The sequence below is a fragment of the Providencia alcalifaciens genome (assembly GCF_915403165.1).
Classification (GTDB): Bacteria; Pseudomonadota; Gammaproteobacteria; order Enterobacterales; family Enterobacteriaceae; genus Providencia; species Providencia alcalifaciens_C.
Map to the genome: position 1 here is coordinate 813,037 of NZ_OU659204.1, position 18,800 is coordinate 831,836.

Annotated in this window: 15 protein-coding genes; 12 read left to right on the forward strand and 3 right to left on the reverse strand. The window is 41.5% G+C overall.

All coding sequences use genetic code 11. The features are described 5' to 3' along the window. Positions 1-150: 150 nt before the first annotated feature. A complete protein-coding gene (gene ampG, locus LDO73_RS03535; RefSeq protein WP_224060219.1) occupies positions 151-1,677 on the reverse strand; it encodes a muropeptide MFS transporter AmpG in 1,527 nt (508 codons plus the stop codon). A gap of 172 nt (positions 1,678-1,849) precedes the next feature. After that, positions 1,850-2,431, reverse strand: a complete 582-nt coding sequence (locus LDO73_RS03540) for a YajG family lipoprotein (RefSeq protein WP_224060220.1) — start codon at positions 2,429-2,431, stop codon at positions 1,850-1,852. Positions 2,432-2,693: 262 nt separating this feature from the next. On the opposite strand from LDO73_RS03540, the gene bolA reads away from it, so the two are divergent. From bolA to LDO73_RS03585, 9 genes are all read left to right on the forward strand, one after another. After that, positions 2,694-3,032: a transcriptional regulator BolA gene (gene bolA, locus LDO73_RS03545; RefSeq protein ID WP_224060221.1), complete on the forward strand. Its 339-nt coding sequence runs from the start codon at positions 2,694-2,696 to the stop codon at positions 3,030-3,032. A 333-nt stretch (positions 3,033-3,365) separates the two neighbouring features. Further along, on the forward strand, positions 3,366-4,670 hold the full coding sequence (gene tig / locus LDO73_RS03550; protein WP_224060222.1) for a trigger factor: 1,305 nt from the start codon (positions 3,366-3,368) through the stop codon (positions 4,668-4,670). A 501-nt stretch (positions 4,671-5,171) separates the two neighbouring features. After that, entirely contained in the window at positions 5,172-5,792 is a 621-nt protein-coding gene (gene clpP, locus LDO73_RS03555; protein ID WP_006657219.1) for an ATP-dependent Clp endopeptidase proteolytic subunit ClpP, read from the forward strand. Between the two features lie 117 nt (positions 5,793-5,909). Then, positions 5,910-7,187: an ATP-dependent protease ATP-binding subunit ClpX gene (clpX, locus tag LDO73_RS03560; RefSeq protein ID WP_006657220.1), complete on the forward strand. Its 1,278-nt coding sequence runs from the start codon at positions 5,910-5,912 to the stop codon at positions 7,185-7,187. 233 nt (positions 7,188-7,420) lie between these two features. Beyond that, positions 7,421-9,850 (forward strand): endopeptidase La, encoded by a 2,430-nt coding sequence (gene lon / locus LDO73_RS03565; protein ID WP_224060223.1) that lies wholly within the window; start codon positions 7,421-7,423, stop codon positions 9,848-9,850. 238 nt (positions 9,851-10,088) lie between these two features. Continuing rightward, positions 10,089-10,364, forward strand: a complete 276-nt coding sequence (hupB, locus tag LDO73_RS03570) for a nucleoid-associated protein HU-beta (protein ID WP_181478026.1) — start codon at positions 10,089-10,091, stop codon at positions 10,362-10,364. A 173-nt stretch (positions 10,365-10,537) separates the two neighbouring features. Beyond that, on the forward strand, positions 10,538-12,406 hold the full coding sequence (gene ppiD, locus LDO73_RS03575; RefSeq protein WP_224060224.1) for a peptidylprolyl isomerase: 1,869 nt from the start codon (positions 10,538-10,540) through the stop codon (positions 12,404-12,406). Between the two features lie 163 nt (positions 12,407-12,569). Further along, complete coding sequence (locus tag LDO73_RS03580; RefSeq protein WP_224061127.1) at positions 12,570-12,941, forward strand: ComEA family DNA-binding protein; 372 nt, start codon at positions 12,570-12,572, stop codon at positions 12,939-12,941. 213 nt (positions 12,942-13,154) lie between these two features. Then, positions 13,155-13,583 (forward strand): acyl-CoA thioesterase, encoded by a 429-nt coding sequence (locus tag LDO73_RS03585; protein WP_224060225.1) that lies wholly within the window; start codon positions 13,155-13,157, stop codon positions 13,581-13,583. A gap of 72 nt (positions 13,584-13,655) precedes the next feature. Here the strand turns inward: LDO73_RS03585 and queC are convergent, their stop codons facing one another. Continuing rightward, positions 13,656-14,357 carry a 7-cyano-7-deazaguanine synthase QueC gene (gene queC / locus LDO73_RS03590; protein WP_224060226.1) on the reverse strand — a complete coding sequence of 234 codons (702 nt, stop codon included), beginning with the start codon at positions 14,355-14,357 and terminating at the stop codon, positions 13,656-13,658. Between the two features lie 229 nt (positions 14,358-14,586). On the opposite strand from queC, the gene LDO73_RS03595 reads away from it, so the two are divergent. The 3 genes from LDO73_RS03595 (at position 14,587) to LDO73_RS03605 (ending at position 18,653) form a co-directional block, all read left to right on the forward strand. Further along, entirely contained in the window at positions 14,587-15,048 is a 462-nt protein-coding gene (locus tag LDO73_RS03595) for an Lrp/AsnC family transcriptional regulator (protein ID WP_224060227.1), read from the forward strand. Between the two features lie 84 nt (positions 15,049-15,132). Next, positions 15,133-16,878, forward strand: coding sequence for a SmdA family multidrug ABC transporter permease/ATP-binding protein (locus LDO73_RS03600; RefSeq protein WP_224060228.1), 1,746 nt, complete (start codon positions 15,133-15,135; stop codon positions 16,876-16,878). Continuing rightward, positions 16,875-18,653 carry a SmdB family multidrug efflux ABC transporter permease/ATP-binding protein gene (locus LDO73_RS03605; RefSeq protein ID WP_224060229.1) on the forward strand — a complete coding sequence of 593 codons (1,779 nt, stop codon included), beginning with the start codon at positions 16,875-16,877 and terminating at the stop codon, positions 18,651-18,653. The genes LDO73_RS03600 and LDO73_RS03605 overlap by 4 nt, the downstream gene beginning before the upstream one ends. The last annotated feature ends 147 nt before the right edge of the window (positions 18,654-18,800 follow it).

The window sequence follows — 18,800 nt, forward strand, 5'->3', positions numbered from 1 at the left end:
GAGAATGAGTGATCGCAATCACGCTTTTATCAATCTTTAAGCGATATTTGCTAGAGAGATCTAATTTGCGGAAAAAGGAGAGATTCCCCAAATTAATTAGTTTAACTTGGGGAGTTACGGGCTAAATAGAGTGTAAATCAATCAAAAGCATCAGGAAGGTTTATGTTTCATGGCTTTACGGACAGCGAGAAAGTCTAGGGTTCCACCTACAATAAGGCTGATAGCTCCAATGGCTATACCTATGTTAAATATGAGATTCTGATAAGAAGGGAGCGCTAACCACAGGGATATATGGGAAGTAAATAAGTAAACTTTCACCCCTGCAAATGATGTGATTAGTAAACTAATTAACCAAACCGCTAATATAGATGCTGCTGCCATTAGCGCATAAACCGCGATTTTATATTCTCGAGGGAAAAACTCTCTGCGTTGAAACTCTCCCGTATCTTGGGTGTATAACAACGAAGTTCGGCAAGCGAGTAACAATAAAACCCCCGGTACTGCAACGCCGATGGAAATTAAGTAGAACATTGGCCAACCGTAGGTACTGACAAAAATACTTGCAACGGGACCGATATAGACACGACCTACAGCGGATAATGCTGAAAGCAAGGCAAATTGAGTGGCCGATAAAGACTTATTACATAAGGTCATTAATAAGGCGACAAATGCCGCAGTTCCCATTCCTGAAAAGATATTTTCGAGGAATATAATGGACCCCATACTGATAATATTTGGCGGTGTTACTGCGAGGAACCAGTAGCCAATATTCGAACCACCTTGGAGTACGCCGAAGACGAGCAATGCTCTAAATAGGCTCATATTTTTCATCAGATAACCCCCAAATAGGGCTCCGATGATTGTAGCCGCCATACCAACTGTTTTATTTACTGTACCCACTTCGCTTAAACTGAAGCCAAGAGCATTGAGTAAAAAGTTAGTATTTAGCGCCATAACAAACGCATCACCCATCTTATAAAAGATGAGAAGCAACAAAATCAGCCATGCATTATTTCGGCTAAAAAATTCGGCAAGTGGCTCATAAATAGCATCTTTTAACGAAGTCGGTGGGGCGGTGTTTTCCTGGGGCTCTTTTGCGAATAGGGTAGCGAAGACCCCAATAAACATCAGAGCAGCCATGACTAAGTAAAGCTGTTGCCAAGTAAGAAATTTATCAGCTAACCAAAGTGCTAATCCCCCAGAAACCAACATACTGATACGGTAGCCCATGACAGATGTTGCTGCACCAATACCGCGCTCTTCTGCGCTGAGTAAATCTGTTTTATAGGCATCAAAGACAATATCTTGGGATGCGGAACAGAATGCTACAGTGACCGCTAGCGCAGCTAGCCACCAAAGATGTTCCGACGGGTTCATAAAGCTCATGCCTGCAATGCTAATAACAAGCAAAATTTGCGTTGTTAATAACCACCCTCTGCGACGCCCTAAAAATGAAGGAGTATAGCGATCCATCATAGGGGACCATAGAAATTTTAAAACGTAGGCCTGACCGACGAGAGAAAAGAAACCGATAGTTTTGATGTCAATTTTTTCAACGGTTAACCAAGCTTGTAATGTTCCAGCGGTTAATGCCAAGGGCAACCCTGAGACGAATCCCAATAAAATTAAGGTAACATTATTGGGCAGTGTAAATCTGGGTAGTGTCAAACGTGGCATTATTCCCTCATCGCCTGATGTTGGTGTATTACGTTGCGCGAAGAATGGCGCAGTAGAAAGATAAAACAACCCAAGCTAGAAATAACTTGGGTTAGTAGGAGAAAGCAGACTATTTTTTGCAGCCTTCGATGAACCAGACTGATACTAGTATGAAATCAGCCTTGATGCGCGATTAATATCGTGAATTTTGTCTGATAAAATCGGCCAGTTCTTGGTCTTTCGCCATATCTGAAATTAAATCACTTAAAGCAAGGTTAATCGCCGCAGCAATTTTTTCATTGGTTGCAGCTAATGCTCCTTGGGTATTGTAATTACGGCTATAGGTCCGGCTTTTGGTTGAGCCATTTGGCGCGGTAGCATTAACGACAACGCTGGAATTAACCGTAATATTATGGCGTAAACTTCCTTCGCTCACTTGCGTGCTCAATTTGTTTAATTGAACCACTAAGTTGATATTGGCGGGAGAAGTCACCATGAAACCACGAGCGGCCATCTGCTTTTCTACGGCTTCTTGCATTAGATAACGAGGATCGCGAGAGGGATTAAGCACCTCTAAAGTACCGTTTCGATTAATTTCAGCCAATGAGCGATTTGTACGGTTATCAACGCTACTTACGCTAATTGAAGTCGCATTGAGCGTCGGGTTTTTAGCTGGTAATGCAATTTTAGGTTCAAGGGACAGCGTATTAGACGGCGCAGTACAGCCCGCTAATAGAAATAACGCAAATAGTGGAAAACACAGTTTTCTTAACATAATTCTTCCCAGTTCATCTTTCCTAATTGAAAATGTTCCGTTATGGTTCGGGGTGCAATAACTCACACTATTAGACAACAGTTTGAGAAAAAATTCGCATAAATGTGCAGTCGATGAACATTTTGCATTCCCAAACCACAGTTTCAACAATGTAGATGCTATTATCCGCTATTTCTATAATAAGAAGATAGTTGCCAGCAGCGTGATTGGGTGATTTTTTTCAAATGTGCTTTAGCATTTTTTAATTAATTTAGGAGTCTCTATGGACGCCAATATGCCACGAACTATGCAGTCTCGCGTGAGTGAAAAGCTACAGTCTGCATTTGAACCTGAACATATGGAGGTGATTAATGAAAGTCATCAACATAATGTGTTACCCGGTTCAGAGAGCCATTTCAAAGTGGTTTTAGTCAGTGATAAATTTGAAAACAAACGTATGATTGGTCGTCATCGTGAAATCTATGCTATTTTGGCTGACGAGCTTGCAGGTGGGATCCATGCTTTAGCCTTACACACTTACACTCCGAAAGAGTGGGGTGAATTAGTGAGTACAGCGCTAAAATCACCAGCTTGTCGTGGTGTTGGTGGTGTGAATCGCTAATCAAACGTCTTGATGACATATCAATAGTGTGTTTATCGAGTTGCTGTAAGTGAGCGTTTTTTCCTCGATTTGAGAGAGAAAAATGAATTTTTAGTCAGAAAAGTCACAAATAAAGAGGAATGATCGCTTCTTTTATCGGCTTTTCTCGACTCAGAGCGCATGCATCGGTATAATGCTGCGTCTAATTTTCAGTAAGGTTTCGGGACGCTTCTGATATCAGGGATGACCGTTATGAAAGTAACGCCCCCGGTTCTGGAAGGGAGATTGCCGTTATGATTTAATGGCATAACTCTGGAGTAGACCGATCACTAAGATTTATTTTGAGGTAAGAAGATGCAAGTTTCTGTTGAAACGACTCAAGGCCTTGGGCGTCGTGTAACAATCACCGTTCCTGCCACTGATATTGAAAAAGCGCTGAATAGCGAGCTGGTTAACGTTGCTAAGAAAGTCCGTGTTGATGGTTTCCGTAAAGGAAAAGTACCAATGCACATCGTTAAACAACGTTACGGTGCGTCTGTAATGCAAGACGTTCTGGGCGATGTTATGCAACGTAACTTTATCAATGCAATCATTGAACAAAAAATCAACCCAGCTGGCGCGCCAAGCTACAAGCCAGAAATGTTCGAAGACGGTAAAGACTTCGTTTACGCGGTTGAGTTCGAAGTATACCCAGAAATCGAATTAAAAGGTTTTGAAACTATCGAAGTTGAAAAACCAGCTGTAACCGTGAAAGACGAAGACCTCAACGACATGCTGGAAACTCTGCGTAAGCAACAAGCACAGTGGAAAGAAGTTGAAGATGCAGCGGCTGCTGATTCACGTATCACTATTAACTTCACAGGTTCTATCGACGGTGAAGAGTTTGAAGGTGGTAAAGCTGAAGACTTCGCACTGGTTATGGGCGAAGGTCGTATGATCCCAGGCTTCGAAGAAGGCGTTGTTGGTCATAAAGCAGGTGAAGAATTCGATATCGAAGTTAACTTCCCAGAAGATTACCATGCAGAAAACCTGAAAGGTAAAGCGGCTAAGTTTGCTATCGTTCTGAAGAAAGTTGAACAACGTGAACTGCCAGAATTTACTGAAGAATTCGTTAAGCGTTTCGGTATTGCTGACGGTTCAGTAGACGGTCTGCGTGCAGAAGTTCGTAAAAACATGGAACGTGAGCTGAAAAATGCAGTTCGTAACCGTGTTAAAGCACAAGTTCTGGATGGTCTGGTTAACGCTAACGAAATCGAAGTCCCAGCAGCAGTTATTGATGGTGAGATCGATGTTCTGCGTCGTCAAGCTGCACAGCGCTTTGGTGGCAACGAAAAACAAGCGATGGAATTACCGCGTGAACTGTTCGAAGAACAAGCTAAACGTCGCGTAGTTGTGGGTCTGCTGTTAGGCGAAGTTATCCGTACTAACGAGCTGAAAGCTGACGAAGATCGCGTTAAAGCGCTGATCGAAGACATGGCATCTGCTTACGAAGATCCATCAGAAGTTATCGAATACTACAGCAAAAATGAAGAGCTGATGAACAGTGTTCGTAACTTAGCGTTAGAAGAGCAAGCTGTAGAAACTATTCTGGCAGCGGCTAAAGTAACTGAAAAAGAAACTAACTTCACTGAGCTGATGAACCAAGTTCAAGCTGGTTAATTTTTCTTTTTAGCAGTACTCTTCTTTTTAGAAGTACAAAGCAAAACCCGTGGTGTTTCACTGCGGGTTTTTTGTCAATTAGCGTCGTAATATTTAGACTTTGTACAAATCATCTTGAAAATTACATTTAAACCCTAATTATAATAAGAGTTATCAAGATATCGTTCGCTGGATGATGATGGGATTTTTGTGTGGAACACATTTTTCGACAGTATAAAACCGTGTAACTAGATAGACTTGTGTTAAACTCTTTAACAGAGCGTCTTGCCTATCACAGTGTTTCCAACTGTATTCTGGCTTAATTCTTTAGCTACTTTTTAACCAAAATTTAAAAAAGTGACTAAAATAATGAAGTAAGCGAAGAGCATGAGCAAGCAGACACAACTAACTTCGATAGAGTGTTTTTTTAGAAATATTGTTTGTAGCACAATCCCTGCCCAAAATGGCGGACAGACAGCAAATTAGGCGCAAGCACCAGAAAGTTTTTAATAGGAGATTTCGATGTCACATTTTGGCGGTCAGGAGCAGTTAGCATCCCAAATGGCACTTGTGCCAATGGTTATCGAGCAAACCTCTCGAGGTGAGCGCTCATATGATATTTATTCACGTCTATTAAAAGAACGTATTATCTTCCTGACAGGTCAGGTGGAAGATCATATGGCGAACTTAATTGTCGCTCAAATGCTATTTCTTGAAGCAGAAAACCCAGAAAAAGATATTCAACTTTATATCAACTCACCAGGCGGAGTGATCACTGCAGGAATGTCAATCTATGACACCATGCAATTTATTAAACCTGATGTGAGCACTATCTGTATGGGACAAGCGTGCTCAATGGGTGCGTTTTTATTAACCGCAGGTACAAAAGGTAAACGTTTCTGCTTACCAAACTCTCGCGTCATGATCCACCAACCGTTAGGTGGCTATCAAGGACAAGCGACAGACATTGAAATTCACGCTCAAGAAATTTTGAAAGTGAAATCGCGTATGAATGAATTGATGGCCCAACATACTGGGAAATCCATCGAAGAAATTAGTCGCGACACAGAGCGTGACCGTTTCTTATCAGCAAATGAAGCCAAAGAATATGGTCTAGTTGATCATATTTATACCAGCCGTTAATTTGCGAATATTTTGATATAATTAATTTATATCCTAAAGGTTTTGATAATTTCTTGCCTTGTTTTTCTACGAGAGTTAGATAAAACAAGGCATTATAAATATAAGTGAGGTCTACTGATGACAGATAAACGCAAAGAGGGGGCAGGTAAATTACTGTACTGTTCTTTCTGCGGAAAAAGTCAGCATGAAGTGCGTAAGCTGATTGCCGGTCCGTCAGTCTATATTTGTGATGAATGTGTGGATTTATGCCTCGACATCATCCGTGAAGAGATCAAAGAACTGGCTCCGCATCGTGAGCGTAGTGAATTGCCAACTCCCCACGAAATCAGACAGCATCTTGACGACTACGTTATTGGTCAAGAAAAAGCGAAAAAAGTGTTAGCAGTTGCTGTTTATAACCACTACAAACGTCTACGTAACGGCGATAAAACCAGCGATGGTGTTGAATTAGGCAAAAGTAATATTCTGCTAATTGGCCCGACGGGTAGTGGTAAAACGTTATTAGCGGAAACGTTAGCTCGCTATTTAGATGTGCCATTCACTATGGCGGATGCGACCACATTAACTGAAGCGGGTTATGTGGGTGAAGACGTTGAAAACATCATCCAGAAGCTACTACAAAAATGCGACTATGATGTTGAGAAAGCTCAACGTGGTATCGTCTATATCGATGAAATTGATAAAATTTCTCGTAAGTCCGATAACCCATCCATCACGCGTGACGTATCAGGTGAGGGAGTGCAGCAAGCATTACTGAAACTGATTGAAGGTACTGTAGCTGCGGTTCCGCCGCAAGGTGGTCGTAAGCATCCACAGCAAGAGTTTTTACAGGTTGATACCTCGAAAATTCTGTTTATCTGTGGTGGTGCATTTGCAGGGTTGGATAAAGTTATTGGCCAACGTCTGAATACTCGTTCAGGTATTGGCTTTGCGGCGCAGGTTAAAGGTGAATCAGAGAAGGCAACAGAAGGTGAATTACTCACTCAAGCGGAGCCTGAAGATCTCATTAAATTTGGTTTGATCCCTGAATTTATCGGTCGTCTACCTGTGGTTGCCACATTGACTGAACTGAGTGAAGAAGCACTGATTCAGATCTTAAAAGAGCCGAAAAACGCATTAACTAAACAGTATCAAGCTCTGTTTAACCTTGAAGGCACTGAATTAGAGTTTCGTGAAGAAGCATTAACGGCGATAGCGAAAAAAGCGATGGCACGTAAAACAGGTGCTCGTGGCTTACGTTCAATCGTCGAAGCAGCTCTACTTAATACCATGTACGATCTACCTTCAATGAGTGATGTTGAAAAAGTGGTTGTAGATGAAAATGTGATTAATGAACAGTCAGAACCGCTGTTAATCTACAGCAAACCGGATGCCCAAGCCTCTGGCGATAATTAACTTCTCGTCTGTGTTCAATAAGTAATCAAACAAAATGAGGGGTAACCCTCATTTTGTTTTTTATGTTTAACTAACCATTGAATGCTAAAATCTTGTCCCCATATAGTTTATATTCTTAGTTGTGGTTTCCTTATTTTGAAATAGCGCTGTTTATATCACAGTGTTTTACAAGAATTTTTTCTGTTATAAGCAGAAACCCTTAACTGGCGTGTGCTAAACGAAGAGAGAGCTTTATGAATCCAGAGCGTTCCGAACGCATTGAAATACCAGTATTGCCTCTGCGTGATGTAGTGGTATACCCACATATGGTGATCCCACTGTTTGTTGGACGTGAAAAATCCATTCACAGTCTGGAAGCAGCAATGGATCATGATAAGCAAGTGATGCTGGTTGCGCAAAAAGAAGCCTCAACCGATGAACCTGGGGTGAATGATTTATTTACTGTTGGGACAATTGCATCTGTGATTCAGATGCTGAAACTACCTGACGGTACTGTTAAAGTGCTAGTTGAAGGACTGCGCCGTGCTCGTATTACTAGCCTGACTGATAACGGCGAGTATTTCTTAGCACAAGCTGAATATCTGGCGAACGATGGTGCGAAAGCGGCTATTTACGATGACGCATCAAAAGTGCCAAGCACTGCGGAATTGGTTGACGAAAAAGAGCAAGAAGTATTATATCGCACGATTGTTAGCCAGTTCGAAAGCTACATCAAACTGAACAAAAAAATCCCACCTGAAGTTCTGACTTCACTGCATGCGATTGAGCAAGACCAGCTAGATAAACTGGCTGATACGATTGCTTCACACATGCCGTTAAAACTGGCAGACAAACAGCGCGTTTTAGAAATGGCAAACATTGCTGAGCGTGTTGAGTTCCTGATGGCAATGATGGAATCAGAAACTGAGTTGCTGCAAGTTGAAAAACGCATTCGTAACCGCGTGAAAAAACAGATGGAAAAAAGCCAGCGCGAGTACTATTTGAATGAGCAAATGAAAGCCATTCAAAAAGAACTCGGCGAAATGGATGATGCTCCAGATGAAAACGAGTCGCTGAAACGCAAAATCGAAGAAGCGAAAATGCCAAAAGAGGCACAAGAAAAAGCCGAAGCGGAATTGCAGAAGCTGAAAATGATGTCTCCAATGTCAGCGGAAGCGACTGTAGTTCGTAGCTACATTGACTGGATGGTTCAGGTTCCGTGGCATAAGCGCAGCAAAGTCAAAAAAGATTTAGTGAAAGCGCAAGAAGTGCTCGACACAGACCATTATGGCTTAGAGCGCGTTAAAGATCGCATCCTTGAATACCTCGCGGTTCAAAGCCGTGTCAGTAAAATCAAAGGGCCTATCTTATGCTTAGTAGGGCCTCCAGGGGTTGGTAAAACGTCTCTGGGACAATCTATCGCGAAAGCGACAGGGCGTGAATACACCCGTATGGCTCTGGGTGGGGTGCGTGACGAAGCGGAAATCCGTGGTCACCGCCGTACTTATATTGGTTCAATGCCGGGTAAACTTATCCAGAAAATGGCAAAAGTTGGGGTTAAAAACCCACTGTTTTTACTGGATGAAATCGACAAAATGTCTTCAGACATGCGTGGGGATCCTGCATCAGCACTGTTAGAAGTGTTAGATCCAGAACAAAACGTTGCATTCAACGACCATTATCTGGAAGTTGATTATGACTTGTCTGACGTAATGTTTGTGGCAACATCGAACTCGATGAATATCCCTGCACCATTATTAGATCGTATGGAAGTGATCCGTCTGTCTGGTTATACCGAAGACGAAAAACTGAATATTGCTAAGAGACATTTATTATCTAAGCAAATCGAGCGTAATGCCTTGAAAAAAGGTGAGTTATCTATCGATGATAGCGCAATTATGAGCATCATTCGCTATTACACTCGTGAAGCTGGCGTGCGTGGTTTAGAGCGTGAAATTTCTAAATTATGCCGTAAAGCAGTGAAAGCGTTGTTGATGGATAAAAAGCTGAAGCATATTGAGATCACTGCTGACAATCTGAAAGATTACCTAGGTGTTCGTCGCTTTGACTACGGTCATGCTGATACCGAAAACCGTGTAGGGCAAGTTACTGGCTTAGCATGGACAGAAGTTGGTGGTGATTTACTTACCATCGAAACTGCCTGTGTACCGGGTAAAGGTAAGTTAACTTACACCGGTTCTCTGGGTGAAGTGATGCAAGAGTCAATTCAAACAGCATTGACTGTGGTACGCGCTCGTGCAGAAAAACTGGGTATTAACGGTGACTTCTATGAAAAACGTGATATTCACGTTCACGTACCTGAAGGCGCAACACCGAAAGATGGCCCAAGTGCGGGTATTGCAATGTCAACGGCACTGGTTTCTTGCTTAACAGGTAACCCTGTAAAAGCGGATGTGGCGATGACCGGTGAAATTACGTTACGTGGGTTAGTATTACCAATTGGTGGGCTGAAAGAAAAATTACTGGCAGCGCATCGTGGTGGTATTAAAACGGTTCTTATCCCTGATGATAACAAACGTGATTTAGAAGAAATCCCTCAGAATGTGATTGCTGATTTGCAAATCCATCCTGTTAAGACAATTGAAGAAGTTCTTTCATTAGCATTAGTCAATCCTCCTTTTGGGGCTGAAGTGGTCCAAAAGAAAGCTAAAAGAGTGAGCTGAATCAAGAAGTTTGTATAAAATTAAGGCTGACAGCTAATTTAGGGCTTGTCAGCCTTTTTTTTCGTCGCTACTTTAGCGAAGATTCTGATAATGGTTAGCGTGCTATCTGTTTTCTTGCCATTAATATTCAGGATTGATATAACGGCTGCATCATTAATTAACTATACTTAGTAATGTTAACTATACTGTAGTTGGTTAATTAACCGATAAAGTCAAAACTAATATGGGGATGATAATAGTGAATAAGTCTCAACTGATTGAAAAAATCGCTGCAGAAGCGAATATTTCTAAAGCCGCAGCAGGTCGCGTAGTCGACGCTTTCGTTGCTTCTGTAACGAAGTCTCTGAGCAAAGGTGATGATGTTACTTTAGTTGGTTTTGGTACTTTTAATGTACGTCAACGCGCAGCACGTACAGGTCGTAATCCGCAGACAGGTAAAGAAATTAAAATCGCTGCGGCAAAAGTTCCTGCATTCCGTGCAGGCAAAGGTCTTAAAGACGCTGTTAACGGTTAATTGAGTTTAGTTTCGTCTTTCACGCATTTTTGCGAAAACTCAAACTGACGTAATGTCTTTAATCAGCTAATATATAAGCGCGCCATGGAAATGGTGCGCTTTTTTTTCTATCTGAGTTAAAATTAGCGTAATATTAAGAAATTCAACAAAGCAAAGCGGAGTTAAGCCTTTTTATGATGGAAGATCTACGCACGAAGGCGAACAGTCCTTTTATTAAAGTGTTGTTAGCTATTATTATCTTGTCATTCGTGCTGACAGGTGTTGCTGGCTATGTGATTGGTGGCTCAAGTAATAATGCTGCTGAAGTCAATGGACAGCCAATAAGCAAGGAACAATTACAGCAAGCTTTCCAGCAAGAGCGTCAGTCATTACAAGAATACTTAGGAGATAAATTCTCTGAAGTTGCGAGTAATGACAACTACATGAAAGAGCTGCGTACCCAAGCTTTGAATAACTTAATCAATAATCAATTGATTAACCAATACGCTAATGAATTACAACTCTCTGCTAGCGACCAACAAATTGAGCAAGCTATTTTTGCTATGCAAGTTTTCCAAACAAATGGGAATTTTGATAGCGAAAAATACCGCGAAATTTTAAAACGTTACAATATTAATGCCGATGATTTTGCGGCACAAATTCGCCAAGATTTAGTTCGTGCGCAATTAGGTAAATCGTTCACCGGAACAGAATTTGCCCTGCCTTCAGAAGTAAAAGCGTATGCAGAACTGTTTATGCAGGAGCGTGAAGTTCGTACAGCAAACTTGTCATTAGCTGCGCTAGAAGCTAAACAAACCGTTTCTGAAGATGAATTAAAAGCGTATTACGCGGCAAATCAAAACAGTTTCATTTCACCTGAACAAGTTCAAGTAAGCTATGTAGAAATGGATGCGGCATCTATGCCTAAAGCATCTGTGACGGCTGAAGAAGTGAAAGCTTACTACGATGAAAACCTGAAGAATTTCACGAAAGCGGAACAAAAGCTGTATAGCATGATTCAAGTTGCATCAGAAAAAGATGCACAAGCTTTAGAAGCTGAGCTGAAAGGCGGCGCTGATTTCGCAACTTTAGCTACCGAAAAATCCACAGATAAATTCAGTGCAGGTAACAAAGGCGTGATTGGTTGGATGGAAGCAACTTCTACACCAAGCGAAATCATCAGTGCGAATTTAACCGAGAAAGGCCAAGTTTCTGCACCGATCAAAGTCCAAGATAATTATGTCTTATTCCGTTTGGATGATGTTAAGCCAGAATCGATTAAGTCTTTTGATGACGTTAAATCAAGTATTGAAACTAGCGTAGTCCAAGATAAAAGCGTTAAACAATTTTACGATTTACAACAGAAAGTGAGTGAAGCTGCGACTAATGACAATGAGTCATTAGCATCAGTTGAAAGCATTTCTGGCTTGAAAGTTGTGACTACGGGCTGGTTTGATCGTCAAAACCCACCGGCACAACTGAATTTCCCGAAAGTCGTTAACGAAGTATTCAGCGACCGTTTAGTCGATAAAAAAGGTACAACAGGTATCAACTCTGACGTGATCAACGTTGAAGGGGATCGTGCGTTTGTCCTGCGTGTGACTGACTATAAAGCTGAATCAACAGAGCCATTCGAAACAGTAAAAGCGGATATTGAAGCATTAGTTAAGCGTCAGAAAGCGTCTGCCCAATTAAAAGCGAATGGTGAGAAATTACTGGCAGAGTTACAAGCGGGTAAAGGTGATGAAGCATTGAAAGAGGCAGACACCCAATTTGGTGCTGTTCAAACAGTTTCATTCCTTGCTCCTGCAACTGATGTGACTGGCGTTGCGATGAAAATGACACCGCCAACTGACGGTAAACCAACTTACGCAATCGCTTATGACCAAAAAGATAATCTGCTAATTGTACAATTAGATAAAGTGACTTTAGGTCAGCCAACTGCTGATGAGCTGAGCCAGTTATCTAACGAATATCGTGGTGCAATGAGCTCTGCGGTGAATGAAGCGTTAATGCTGAATTTACGCGCGAATGCAAAAATTGAAGTGCAAAGCTTAGAATAAGTTATTTGCATGGAATAATTGCGAAGCGTTTCGCAACTAAGGTTGTAATATCTGTAACTGAAGGCCACCCATTGGGTGGCCTTTCGCATTATATAAACCGAAGAAAAGTTTTTGAAAAAATTCTCTGGCATTGTGATGTTTCAACACACATAGGAGAACAATGATGAAATGGAATAAAAGTATTAAACAAGGATTAGGGACAGCGTTAATGGTAGCAATGTTATGCCCTTTATCGGCATTTGCAGCAGTCAAGAAAGCAGAAACTGAAAAATCTGTAGCGGCGATTGTGCAGCCTCAAAATAGTGATGAAGTAAAAAATGTGGCGAGTTTAACATCCTCTGACCAAGTGAATATTAATCAAGCCACTGCTGAGGAATTAGCTAGAAAACTCAATGGGATTGGTAAACAGAAAGCTCAGGCTATTGTGGAATACCGAGAAAAATACGGCGCTTTTAATACTGTTGAAAATATCCTTGAAGTGCAGGGCATTGGGCCTGCATTTTTAGAGAAAAATCGTAATAAACTTGTCCTATAAGCAAAATAGCCCACTTTCAACGTGGGCTATTTTTTAGGAAATAGAAATTAGCGTTATGAGGTTAAAAACAAATTATGGGTAATATTTATGCTATTTAATTTAATTTAAAGCACGAATATGAGAGCTAAGTCTGATAAGTAATATTTTTTAAGCAGCTCTTTCAAATATTTGTTATTTTTATGTTATTAAACAATTCATCTGGTCGGAGTAGTTATGGCAATACACATAAAAGTACTCGGTTATCACATTGATGTCTTTCAGCATGTCAATAATGCTCGGTACTTAGAGTTCTATGAAGCGGATAGATGGGATTGGATGGGTAAAGCTAATCTTATTGAATGGGCTATCCAGCATAGAATAGTTATGGCGGCGGTGAATATTAATGTTAACTATTTACAAGCCGTTGGGTTGGGCGATGAGCTAACCGTCCATTCACGAATGGATAAAATTGGAGTGAAGAGTGCTGTTTGCTACCAACAAATTATTCGCCATCGTAATGGTGTTGATGAAGTGGTATCCGATGCGTACGTCACGTTTGTCTTTATTGATGGCAAAGTCAATAAAGCTATGGTGATCGAGGATGAACTCCGAGAAAAAATTGAATCGCTGAAAAACAAAACAGATACGTTTATCGAAGTATAGGCAAATTAGAAGTATAGCCAACCAGGAAACTCTAACCAACCAGGAAACTCTAACCATGGTTGGCTTTTAGAATTACTTCGTTGCGTTGAGTTTTTTGAGTAATGAATCCATAACGGCTTGTTTATTATTGAGATAATAATTCAAGCCTTTGCTGCGTAAATGGCAGGCGGCGCATTCGGAACAGCCATCACCTGGAATACCATTGTAGCAAGTGAGAGTTTGAGTGCGGATAGTCTCAAGGTGCCCAAAGTAATCAGCAAGAGCCCAGGTTTGCGCTTTGTCTAACCACATAAGAGGTGTTTCGAAACGAACGTCTTTTGCTAGGCCTAGACTAACTGCATGATTGAGTGCTTTGACAAACTCATCGCGGCAATCAGGGTAACCTGAAAAGTCGGTTTCACAGACCCCAGTGATCACAGCTTCGGCCTGTACTTGGTATGCATAGATAGCGGCGAGTGTTAGGAATAGAATATTACGTCCGGGTACAAAAGTACTTGGTAACCCGCTGGCTTCGCTCTCTTCATAGTCTGGAACTGGGATGTTATCACGGGTTAAGCTACTAACTGCTAGCTCATTGAGCAGGGTGACGTCGAGAACTTTATGCGCTTTTGCACCTAATTGTAAGCTGAGCTTTTGTGCAATGTCGATTTCTAAGCGGTGGCGCTGACCATAATCAAAGGTGACACAATGAACCTCATCATAATGTTTGAGTGCTTGAATTAGACAGGTTGTTGAGTCTTGTCCTCCGCTGAAGACAACAACAGCACGTTTCATGAGTTTCTCCTAAGATTAAATAATGAGGATATTAATTCAGCTCTATGTTAACGAGCAAAGAGGGGAATGAACAGTCTGTTTTTGTACCTTCAACCTCTAAACTAAGCAATTTATGCTATGTTTCGGTTATTTATGCAAAATTATTCTACAATACTAGCAATTTATAACAGCTTTATTATTTCATCATGATAGACTTTTGCTGATAACAGGATTCGCTCAGGGGCTAAACATGCTGGATAAAATAGATAAAAAACTACTTTGCTTATTACAAAATGACAGCAGCCTATCATTAAACTCATTAGCAGAAGCGGTTAACTTAACCTCGACACCATGCTGGAAGCGACTCAAGAGGTTAGAAGACGAAGGATATATTCGAGGACGAGTCACTCTATTAGATAGCGAAAAACTGGGATTGGGACTGACGGTAATTGTCATGATTAAAACCCAACAACATAATAGCGAATGGTATGCGCAATTTGTCTCATTTGTAGAAAAACTACCTGAGGTTTTAGTGTTTTATCGTATGGCCGGTGAGTATGACTATCTGATGCAAGTCGAAGTTCATGATATGAAATCTTATGATCTATTTTACAAAAAATTGGTCAATGGTGTTCATGGATTAATTGATGTAACCTCCAGTTTTGCAATGGAAAAAATAAAATATACAACCGTGTTGCCAATCCCTGATTAACCAACAAGTCATATATTAGCGGAAGAGCGCAAAGTTCCTAATAATAAAGCAAGCAGTCACTAACATCATTCAAGGCAGTAATACGTGCGATTATTTTCACAGTTACGTTGGTATTTTATAAGCGAATGGCGTCGCTATGCTGGCGCTATTTGTTTTCTTGTGGTCATTGCTATTTTACAAATGATCCCACCACGCTTTGTTGGTGTGATAGTGGATGGTATTAGCAAAGGATCGATGACTAATCAACAACTTGTGACGTACGTATTATCCATGCTAGGAATTGCTTTAATCGTTTATGGGTTACGCTACGTTTGGCGTTTATGGCTATTTGGTGCTTCCTATAAATTGGCGGTTCGATTAAGACAACAAGTTTATCAGCAGCTTAGCTTACAAAATCAGCCATTTTATTTGAAATATCGCACGGGCGATCTCATCGCACGTACCACGAATGATGTGGATCGTGTGGTATTTGCCGCAGGCGAAGGCGTCTTAACTCTCGTGGACTCCTTGGTGATGGGATGTGCCGTCTTGATCATGATGAGCATCGAAATAAGTTGGCAGCTAACACTCCTTGCATTGATCCCTATGCCCATTATGGCATTGGTCATTAAGCGTTATGGCGATCAGCTTCATCACCGTTTTAAACATGCTCAAGGTGCTTTTTCATCGTTAAATAACCACGCTCAAGAGAGCTTAACCAGTATCAGAATGATCAAAGCATTTGGTCTTGAAGCTCATCAATCCAATCAATTTGAGCAAGTTGCTACCGAAGCTGGACGCAGGAATATGCATGTAGCAAAGATTGATGCTCGCTTTGATCCAACCATTTTTATGGCGATTGGAATGGCAAATTTGTTAGCCATCGCGGGTGGAAGCTGGATGGTGTTGAATGACACATTAACTCTCGGGGAGCTCACCAGCTTTGTCATGTATTTAGGGTTGATGATCTGGCCGATGCTTGCCCTTGCATGGATGTTTAACATAGTTGAACGAGGAAGTGCAGCATATAGCCGGATTTTAAGCTTATTAGACGAGCCATTAGTGATTAAAGATGGTAACCAAAGTTTGCTTGCGGCAAAAGGCGAGTTAAACGTCAATATCCGAACATTTTCGTACCCCGAAACCCAGCGCCATGCTTTGCATGATATCCAGTTCGACCTAAAACCAGGGGGCTTCCTTGGGGTATGTGGGCCAACGGGATCAGGGAAATCGACATTGCTTACTGTGTTACAACGCCATTTTGATGTGAATGAAGGTGAGATTATTTATCAAAATAAATCACTGAAAGATATTCGACTCGATGAGTGGCGGGCAAGGTTATCAATAGTGAATCAATCTCCATTCCTATTTTCTGATTCGGTCGCAAACAATATCGCTCTTGGGAAGCCTAATGCAACAATGGAGCAAATAGAAGAAGCGGCTCGAGTTGCTTGTGTACATGAAGACATTTTACGTCTACCGGAAGGGTATCAAACCCAAGTGGGGGAGCGTGGTGTTATGCTCTCAGGGGGACAAAAACAGCGAATTTCCATTGCACGGGCGATTTTACAAAATGCTGAAATCCTTGTTTTGGATGATGCGCTATCCGCAGTTGATGGGCAGACTGAGCACACTATTTTGCAGAATTTGAGTCGTTGGAGACAGGGGAGAACGTTAATCATCAGTGCCCATCGTCTATCAGCCTTAGTGGATGCCGATAATATTCTTGTACTATGTCATGGTGGAATAGTTGCCAAAGGTACTCATAAAGTACTCTCCCAGCAATCTGGTTGGTACAGCGATATGTATCATTATCAGCAAATTGAAGCTGCTTTGGACGGCGATCTATGAGCCAGAGAAAGCCGCTTTGGCCTGCATTAAAACGCTTATTATCTTACGGTAAACCTTACCGCGGTACCATGGGGGTAGCGATTGCCATGCTATGGTTGGCTGCTGCTGCAGAAGTTAGTGGGCCCTTACTGATTAGCTACTTTATTGACAATATGGTGGCAAAAAAACAGATCATTATGCCGCTGACCCTGTATATGGTGATTGGGTTTATTGCGCTGCAAATCATTGCTGCACTTCTTCATTACCATCAAAAAATTCTGTTTAATCAAGCCTCTGTTGGAGTGGTGCAAAATCTACGAACTGATGTGATGAATGCGGCTTTGCGCCAGCCATTAAGTGCTTTTGATAAGCAACCGGTGGGGCAGATTATTTCTCGTGTTACCAACGATACTGAAGTGATCAAAGATCTGTTTGTTATGGTGGTACCAACGATCTTTCGCAGTTTGGCATTAATTTGTGCCATGTTAGTTGCCATGTTTTCTTTAGAGTGGCGAATGGCATCCATTGCGGTACTCATTTTCCCAGCAGTTCTGGTCGTAATGTTGGTTTATCAGCGGCTTAGTACGCCAATTGTGCGCCGTGTTAGGGCATACCTTGCAGATATTAATAATGGTTTCAATGAAGTCATTAATGGTATGACGGTTATCCAGCAATTTTTACAGCAAGCCAGATTTGGCAAAAAAATGTTGGAAGTAAATGAAAATCACTATTATTCAAGAATGAAAGCATTGAAATTAGATGGATTACTACTCAGGCCATTGCTGAGTTTGTTCTCTGCCTGTGTGCTATGTGGGCTATTGTTACTATTTGGATTTGATGGTACCAGTACTGTTGGTGTTGGGGTTCTGTATGTTTTCATTAACTATTTAGGCCGTTTAAACGAACCGTTAATTGAGCTGACATCTCAGCAGTCCATGTTGCAACAAGCGGTTGTATCCGGTGAACGTGTTTTTGAGTTGATGGATAGTCCACAACAAGGCTATGGCGAAAATGTTGCGCCATTACAGGGCGGGGCAATTGAGATCAAACACCTCTCTTTTGCTTATCGAGATGATAAAAAAGTCCTCGATGACATTAATTTATCTGTCCAAGAGCACCATTTCGTGGCACTTGTTGGGCACACGGGAAGTGGAAAAAGTACCATTGCAAACTTAATCATGGGGTATTACCCATGGCAGGAAGGGGAAATTTTGCTGGATGGACGGGATTTAAATTCACTTTCCCATCAAGTATTACGAAATGGTATTGCTATGGTGCAGCAGGATCCTGTGGTACTCGCGGCTTCATTTTTTGATAACGTGGCACTAGGACGTGATGTTTCCCAAGAAAAAGTATGGGAAGTCCTTGAAACCGTACAATTAGCTCAGCATGTCCGTGAATTGCCAGATGGATTGGATTCATTGTTAGGTGAGCAAGGAAACACTTTATCCGTTGGGCAACGACAGCTATTGGCAATGGCGCGAGTGCTTGTCATAACACCGAAAATTCTGATATTGGATGAAGCGACCGCGAATATAGACTCCGGCACTGAGCAGGCAATTCAAAAGGCACTACGTGTTATTCGTCGAAACACTACGCTGGTGGTGATAGCTCATCGCTTATCAACGATTGTCGATGCTGACCAAGTTGTTGTTCTTCATAGAGGAATGATCGTTGAACAAGGAAGTCATGCTGAACTTCTCCAGCAGGAAGGCCGCTATTATCAGATGTATCAATTACAACAAGTGGGTGAATCGTTGAACTCTCGTGATGAAGCGGCAGCATTATTAGTTTAGTTAGTGCTTACTGACATACTTTATATTGAATTGACGAATTGATTAAGTTACTACGCAAGAAAAAGCCTCACAGTTAGGGATCCCTATAAAGTTGAGGCTTTTCTTATTTTAAAGTAAGTAAAGACTTACTTTTTTCGGGCTGATATA